At 70.1% G+C, this 7305-nt stretch carries 2 protein-coding genes; both read right to left on the bottom strand.

Going from position 1 to position 7305, the window contains the following annotated elements; all coding sequences use genetic code 11:
* Positions 1-9: 9 nt before the first annotated feature.
* Positions 10-315, bottom strand: coding sequence for a hypothetical protein (locus tag ACIQOV_RS18590; RefSeq protein WP_401049690.1), 306 nt, complete (start codon positions 313-315; stop codon positions 10-12).
* A complete protein-coding gene (locus tag ACIQOV_RS18585; protein WP_401049688.1) occupies positions 312-7214 on the bottom strand; it encodes a polymorphic toxin-type HINT domain-containing protein in 6903 nt (2300 codons plus the stop codon). The genes ACIQOV_RS18590 and ACIQOV_RS18585 overlap by 4 nt, the downstream gene beginning before the upstream one ends.
* Positions 7215-7305 lie beyond the last annotated feature (91 nt).

Raw genomic sequence — 7305 nt, 5'->3', positions numbered from 1 at the left:
GGCTCCCTGTTAACCCCGGTCAGAACCCGTAGGGCGCGGAGCGAACTCCACGTTCTCGAATTCGAAGTCCGCCTGCTCGATCGCCTCCTGCCGCGTGGGATGGCACGTGTCCGTCAGGACTTCCCAGTCCGCAGAGCAGTAGAACAGGTAGTAATCGGACTCTCCGTCGTACCGTGCGATCGCCAGGTGGGAGATTTTCTCGTCGAGGCTGTCGATCGAGTGCCTGGTCCGGCCGGTGGGCCGCTGCGCGTCTCCCACCCGCGCGTACAGCTCGACCGAAGCGCCGTCAAGGACGGCCGGCACAGGTGCACTCATGGCCTGATCTCCACACTCGTGTTCTCGACCACGCGGCCGTTCTCGACCGCCTCGAAGTGGATGTGATGACTCTTCGACGTGGTCTCGTGCTTTCCGTAACGAACTATACGACTGCCATCACTCGACACGTACCGGCCGACTCCCTCTTCCCGGTACCCGGCCCCGAGCCAACGTTCGGCAAGGTCCATGGCCTGGTCCTGATTGATGGTTCCGCCGTGGTATTCCGGAGCACGTCCACGAGGGGTGGCCGCCACCTGGGAGGAGTTGGTGGTGACACAGTTCGGTCCGGAATTGTGGACCAGTACCGGCGTGTTCCCCGCCAGCACGTAGTACGTGTGCAGGTCTCGCACCGTCAGGTTGTGGGCGGGCTGGACCAGGTGGAAGTGTCGGATCCCGGCCAGGGCGACGACCGTGCCGTCGGAGCTGCGGACGGTGTCGTCCGCGGTCAGGTCCCCGGCGTTGACCCAGGCGTCCCGGTTGACGCTCCAGAACGGGTGGTGGTCGGTCGCGGTGACCTCGCCCCGGCCGTCGGCGAGGAGGAGCGTGGTGAAGTCGGCGTCGTCCGGGGTCACCATGGTGGCGTCGACCTCGCGAGCGGCCGTCTTCCCGGTCTCCGGGTCGGTGGCGAGGACGAGGTCCCCGACCTTCAACTGCTCGATGGGCTTGGTCGTCCCGTCCGCCATCCGAACCGCGACGCCCGCCGGGAAGCTGTCGCAGGACATGGCGATCTGGTTGCCGGGTGCGGGCTTCTCGGCCGCGGCCGCGGCCGGCTTGGGCTTGGCCGACTTGTTGAACTTGGCCAGGCCCTTGCCGAGGGCACCGGCGCCGACGCCTATCTCGCCCGGGCCGAACATGGCGATGTTCTCGAACTGCCAGTTCTTGAGCTGGTCCCAGAGCTCGTTGTAGATCGGGGACTTCTGGCACTCCTTGATCATGTGGCAGGCGTTCAGCGCTGCCGCCACGTAGTCGTGGGCGTCGGAGTCCGGGTCCTCTCCGAAGCGGTGACGCTGCTTCTGGAGGATCTTCAGGTTCTTGTTGGTCTGCTGGATCAGCTTGTTGAAGTCGGTCTTGCCGGTGGTGATCTGCACTCCGCCGGGAAGGACCGACTTCACGCTCTTGACGGTCTCGACGACCCAGTCGCCGCCGTTGACCGGCATCCAGTAGTCCTGGACCAGCTGGCCCTCGGGGGTGCGGCACTGGGCCGTACCGCCGCAGGTGCCGTCGGGCCGCAGCCCGGACGGGTCGCTGAGGGTGAGCGGGTTGTTGTTGCTGTACGTGTAGCCCGCCAGCGACTGCGGGTCGGTGCCGGCCAGGACCGGGTCCACGCTGATGAACCGGCCGGTGGCCGGGTCGTAGTCGCGGGCCCCGAGGTGGGTGAGGCCGGTGGGCTCGGCCGTGCCGCCGAGGAAGCCCCGGGTGCCGGCCCAGGTGGCGGGGTTGGTGCCGCGGCTGCCGCCGAAGGGCAGCGAGCGGCGCTGGTCCACGGCGCCGGTGGTGGCGTCGACGCCGATCTCGGCCGTGCCGTGGTGGTCGTTGACCTGGAAGGTCAGGCGGTTGTCGTCGGTACGGACCGCGGTGGCCGAGCCGAGCGGGTAGTAGCGGGTGGCGGTGGCCTTGGCGGCGCCCTTGACCAGCTTCAGCTCGACGCGGTCGAGGTAGAGGGTCCAGCTCTCGGCCGCCGGCTGGGCGGTGTCGAGGGTGTGGCCCAGCAGACGGTTGCCGACAGCGTCGTAGAGGTAGTCGGTGGTCTGGTTGGTCGTCGCGGTGGTACTGCCGTTGGTGGTCTGGACGGTCGCGGCGAGTCGGCCGACCCGGCCCTCGGAGTCCCAGGTCAGGGCCTGGTCGCCGGCCTGGTTGCCGGACGGCGACTTGAGGTGCCGACCGGTGGTGTTGCCCGCGGTGTCGTAGTCGTAGCTCTCCACGAGCGGAGCGCCGACCGTGCCGGTGACCGTGGAGGTGGAGCTCAGGCTGTGCGGTCGGGCCGCGGTGGCGGCGGGGTAGGTGTAGGTGGTGGTGGCGTCCTGGCCGGTGTTGCCGGTGGTGTCGTGCCGGGTCTCGGTGGCACGGGTGCCGTTGGTGTTGTAGGTCCAGCTGGTCCAGTACGGGGCGGGGCCGCCGAGCTGGGTGCCGCTGGGGGCCGTGCAGCCGCCGGTGCTGGGTGTGTAGGCCTCGGTGAGGCGGGCCAGGGAGTCGTAGCGGAAGCACTGCCGGTCGGTGCCGGAGCGCGAGGTGTCGGTGACGGAGGTGACGTTGCCGGCCTGGTCGTAGGTGTAGGCGGCGGCGCGGGTGGCGCCGGTGACGCCGTACTGGTCGGTGCGGCTGGACGCGAGGCGCTGGGTGCCCCACTCGTAGCCGTTGGTGATGTACACGTCCTTGCCGGCGGTGCCGTTGCTGAGCGTGGATTGCAGCGGCTTGCCGGTGAGGCTGTAGGTCTGGTTGGTGAGGTACTTCGTCAGGCCCTCGGCGGCCGTGGGCCGGTGCAGCGCGTCGTAGGTGAACGCCACCGACTCGGCCGCCAGGTTCCCGACGGCCGGGTACGCGATCGACTTGGCCTGCCCGTCGAGGCGGTAGATGGTGCCGCTGATGTAGCTGCCTGCCAGGGCCTCCTGGCCGGGGACGGACGGGATGGTGACCGTGGTGCGGGTGGGCCGGGCGAGGGTGTCGAACAGCGAGTAGGTGGTCTTGTACTGGTAGGTGGTGCCGCCGACCGTGCTGTAGCGGGTGCTGGACGACAGGTGGCCCTTGTTGCCGGCCGGGTCCCACGCCCGGGAGGTCAGCAGCGGGCCGGTCGCCGAGCCGTCGCGCGTCTCGATCGGCCGGGAGAGGTTGTCGTAGGCGGTGGCGACGGTCTTGCCGCCGCCGTCGGTGGTGGCGGTCAGATCGCCGCGGTCGTTGTACGTGCTGGTGGTGGTACCGGAGTCCGGGTCGACCGCCTTGGTCCGCCGGCCGAGCTGGTCGTACTGCCAGGTCCAGACACTGCCCGCCGGGCCGGTGAGCCTGGAGAGGTTGCCGGCCGCGTCGTAGCCGTAGGTGGTGGAGTCGTAGGCGCCGGTGGGCGTGGCGGACTTGTACTGGCGCAGCTCCACAGCCCGGCCGACCGCGTCGAAGACGGTCGTGGTGGGGGTGCCGCCGGTGGGCGGGGTGACGGTGACCCGGTCGCCGCCGTACTCGGTGAGCGTGGTGGCCAGCGGGGTGCCGACACCGTTGCCCGAGAGCGCGGTGGTCCTGACGACCCGCCCGAGGCCGTCGTACTCCGTTGCCGCCTGGGTCTCCAGGCCGGCGGTGTCGTCGATGTTGCGCAGCGTGCCGGAGGGCGCGCCGGTGGCGTAGTACGGGGAGTAGGCGAGCGCCGTCTGACCACGCTCGTCGTAGAAGGTGTCCGCGATGACGCGGCCGCCGTTGTCGCCCGGGGCCTGGCCCTGCCGGAAGCGGCCGAGGCCGTCGTACAGGGTGTAGGCGGTCTGCTGGGAGCCGTCCTCGTTGAGGGTCTTGCCGGCGACGGAGACGATCTGGTTGTCGGCGACCGTGTAGGCGTACTCCTGGTCGGGGGTCTGCCCGGTGGCCTTGGAGCGGTCGGGAAGCCAGACCTTCAGGGTGCGGCCGAGGGCGTCGTAGAGCGTGTCGGTGCGGCGGTTGTTGGCGTCGATCGTGTCGACGGCCAGGCCGCGCAGCAGGTCGTAGTCCGTGGTGGTGGTCTGCGTGGTGGTGGCGTCGCCGGCCTTGGCGGGCGGGGTGGTCTCCACCGTCCTGGTGGGCCGGCCGGTGGCCGGGGTGTAGGCGGTGGTGCTGGTCCGGGCGTTCGGCGAGGCCGTGGTGACCGGGTTGGTGGCGCCGCTGAGGTCGTAGACCGTGCTGGAGGCCAGCTCGGTGCTGCTCAGCGGACGGCCGTAGCCGTCGTAGGCGACGGCGTGGTCCAGGTAGGTGGCGCTGTTGCCGGTGCGGGACTTGAGCGTCTGGATGAGGGTGATGTCGCCCTTGGCGGGGGCGGCGCCGAAGCCCTGGCCGTCGAACCGGTAGCGGATGTCCGAGAGCACCGCCGAGGTGCCGTCGGCCCGGGTGTCCCGGTTGACGTCGGTGGCGCAGTTCGCGGCGACCACCTCGACACGGGTGGCGCTCCTGAGGATCCAGGTGCCGGCGTTGTCGGCGTACGTGGTGCGGGTGCAGGTGTCGTCGTCGGGGACCGCGACGTCACCCTGGTTCTCGACCGAGGTGACCCGGCCGTAGCCGTCGCGGGTGTTGTTGGTACGGGTCTCGCGCCAGCTGCTGCCCGTGCCCTTGTCGAGCGAGGTGAAGGTGCGGGTGACCGTGGTGCCGGTGATGTTGGCGGTGGTGGTGCCCCAGTCGCGGACGCGCTTGGCGGTCTCCTGCTTCCACGGCGTGTTGACGTTCTTGCCGAGGATCACGCCGCCGGGCTTGTCGTACTGCTCGGTGCGGTACTCGTAGCCGGCCCAGGCGTCGTCGTCGGTCAGGACGGTGCCCTGGCCGTCGTCGACGGTGACGGTGCGCTTGCCGTTCTTGTCAGCGGGGTTGTTGCGGTCCTGGTCCATGCCGCGCAGGAACCAGTGGTCGGCCTGGGTGGTCATGCCGGTGACGCCACCGGTCTCGACCCGGGTGCGGGCGTAGCCGCGCCACTGGGACCAGGTCTTGAGCTTGTCCTTGGTCAGGCCGTCCTCGTCGTCGAAGTGCCAGGCGGCGTCGCCGAGGTAGGTGTAGTGGGTGACCATGTCGGGTGCGCCGCCGGTGCGGTCGGTGGCGATGACCGCGTCGACGACGTACTTGTTGAACCACTCCGTGGTGACCGGGGTCTCGTCGGAGGCCTGGTACATCTGCGGGAAGCAGCGGGTGGTGTTGGACTGCGGGGTGGGCAGGTTGTTCCAGTCGCAGGCCGCGGCCGAGTAGTTGACGTCGAGCTGGCCGCCCTGTTCGTCGGTGACGGTGCCGAGCCGCTGCTTGATGAACGGCATCCGGCCGTCGCCGACCTTGTCGAGCCGGTTGGCCATCTGCTTGTAGGCGAGGGTGGTCTTCGGCAGTGCGACGGACGGGGACGCGGAGGACCCGGTGTGCTTGATCGAGTCCAGCAGGAGCTGGTAGTCGAAGTCGGCGGTGCCCCACTTGTGGGTCAGGTCCCAGGTGTCGACGGTGGCGTAACTTCCGTCGGCCTGAAGGGTCTTGGCGAGGACCTGGGTGAGGCGGGTGCGGGTGAAGAAGGTCGGCGAGTACTGCGTGGTGCAGTCGGTGCCGTCCTTGCAGTTCTGGTCCCACGGGGTGTCGTACCAGTACTGCCGGTTGGCGTCGATCTTCGCCGGGTCGCACACGCCCGCGCCGGTCTCCAGGCAGCGTTCGGCGGTGCCGAAGTCGACCCGGCCCATCGGCTTGACGGTGGCCGAGTACAGGTCGCCCTGCTGCTGGCCGTACTCGATGTGGTCCAGGCGCCCGCCGCGCACGTACGAGGTGCGGTCGGTGGCCTTGAGGTTGCGGCCGTAGTTGTTGGTCTCGGGGGTGTACCAGTAGGTGATGTCGTTGCCGTGGGCGTCGACCACCAGGTCCAGGTTCCACCGCCAGCCCTGCTGGCACCACGAGGACGCGAAGTCGGCGCCGTTGCAGGGCTCGCCCGCGTTGTTGCCGTAGACCGGCACGGTGTAGACGGACTTGGTCTCCGGCTTGCCCGCCGACCAGTTCGGCAGGCGGTTGTAGCCGAAGTAGTAGGTGGTGCCGTCGGTGGTGGTGGCGCGGAAGTACTCGCCGTCGTTGTCGCCGTTGCCGCGGCCGGTGTCGCGGACGCGCACGACCTTGGTGGCGTCGTCGTTCTTGATCCGCCACTCGTCGCCGGAGACCGGGATCAGCTCACCCGAGTGCCCCGCGAAGCTGATGGTGGCGTTGTCCGTCCCCCAGCACAGGTCGCCCGGGTTGTTGGTGCCGGTCTTGGGCGCCCCGTCGTCGGCGCAGGCCTTGTAGCTGCGCTCGACGAAGCCCGGCGACAGGTCGAAGCCGTCACCGGCCCAGGAGGCCTGGTTGTTGCTGTTGGCCGTGCGGCCGTCGATCGCACCGGAGTTGTAGGACAGACCGACCTTCGGGGTCAGCCCGCCCGGCATCGCCGTGAGCGGCATGTCGTAGGACCAGGTGAACGCGCCGCTGTTCAGCGCCGTCGACCAGGAAGACGCGCTCGACAGCGGCGTCGCCCTGTAGTCGCCGCTCGGTCCGGCGCTGCCGGTGGTGGCCGCCAGCACCATCGCCCCCGGCGCGGACTGCAGGCGCATCGACCCGGCCGGGGCCGTGGTCAGGGCGTCGGCGGCGACGGTCTGCTTCGCCACGTCGTTGCCGCCCGGCAGCGGGGTCTGCACCCGGCATTCGGGCAGGTCGGGCGTGGTGAGCGCGCACTCGGGCAGGCGGACCAGCTTCAGCCGCGAGCCGAAGCCGGAGCCGGCCGCCTGGGCGAAGGACGAGTAGTCGACGGCCAGGCCGCTGTTCTCGTCGGCGCCCGTGACGGTCAGCAGGACGCCGTTGATGCCGGCCTTGGCGGCGGCGTCCTGGCCGAGCAGCTCGACCTTGGCCTTGCCCGCCGCGCCCGAGGACGAGAGCGCGACCGGCAGCTTGCCGGCCTTGACGGCCTTGCCCTTCTCGCCGGGCACGTCGACGGTGGCGCTGCCCGCGCCGGGCAGGGCGCCCTGCTTGCCGTCCGTCCTGCTGACGGTGGTGTCGGCCTTGCGGCCCTCGGCCTTGGCGTCGGAGCCCTTGACGGGCTTCTCGGGTGAGACCGCGGACGGCTTGGTGTACGGTTCCGCGGCCGCCGCGACGGCGGCCAGCGGCAGTGCCGGCAGCAGCGACCCGACCAGGGTGCCCGCGATGATCGCGGACATTCTGGTGCGGGTCGGCCGCGGCACCGACCTCTTCCTGCTCATGGGTGGGACAACTCCTCTGGGAGAAAACGGGTGTGACGGACCACGGGCCGGGCGGCAGGAAGCCGCCCGGCCCGCGAAACGGAGGGCGATC

It is taken from the genome of Kitasatospora sp. NPDC091257 (assembly GCF_044757675.1).
GTDB lineage: Bacteria > Actinomycetota > Actinomycetes > Streptomycetales > Streptomycetaceae > Kitasatospora > Kitasatospora lactacystinica.
The sequence above is the reverse complement of the archived record's forward strand: the minus strand, read 5'-3'. Positions and strand labels throughout refer to the sequence as shown.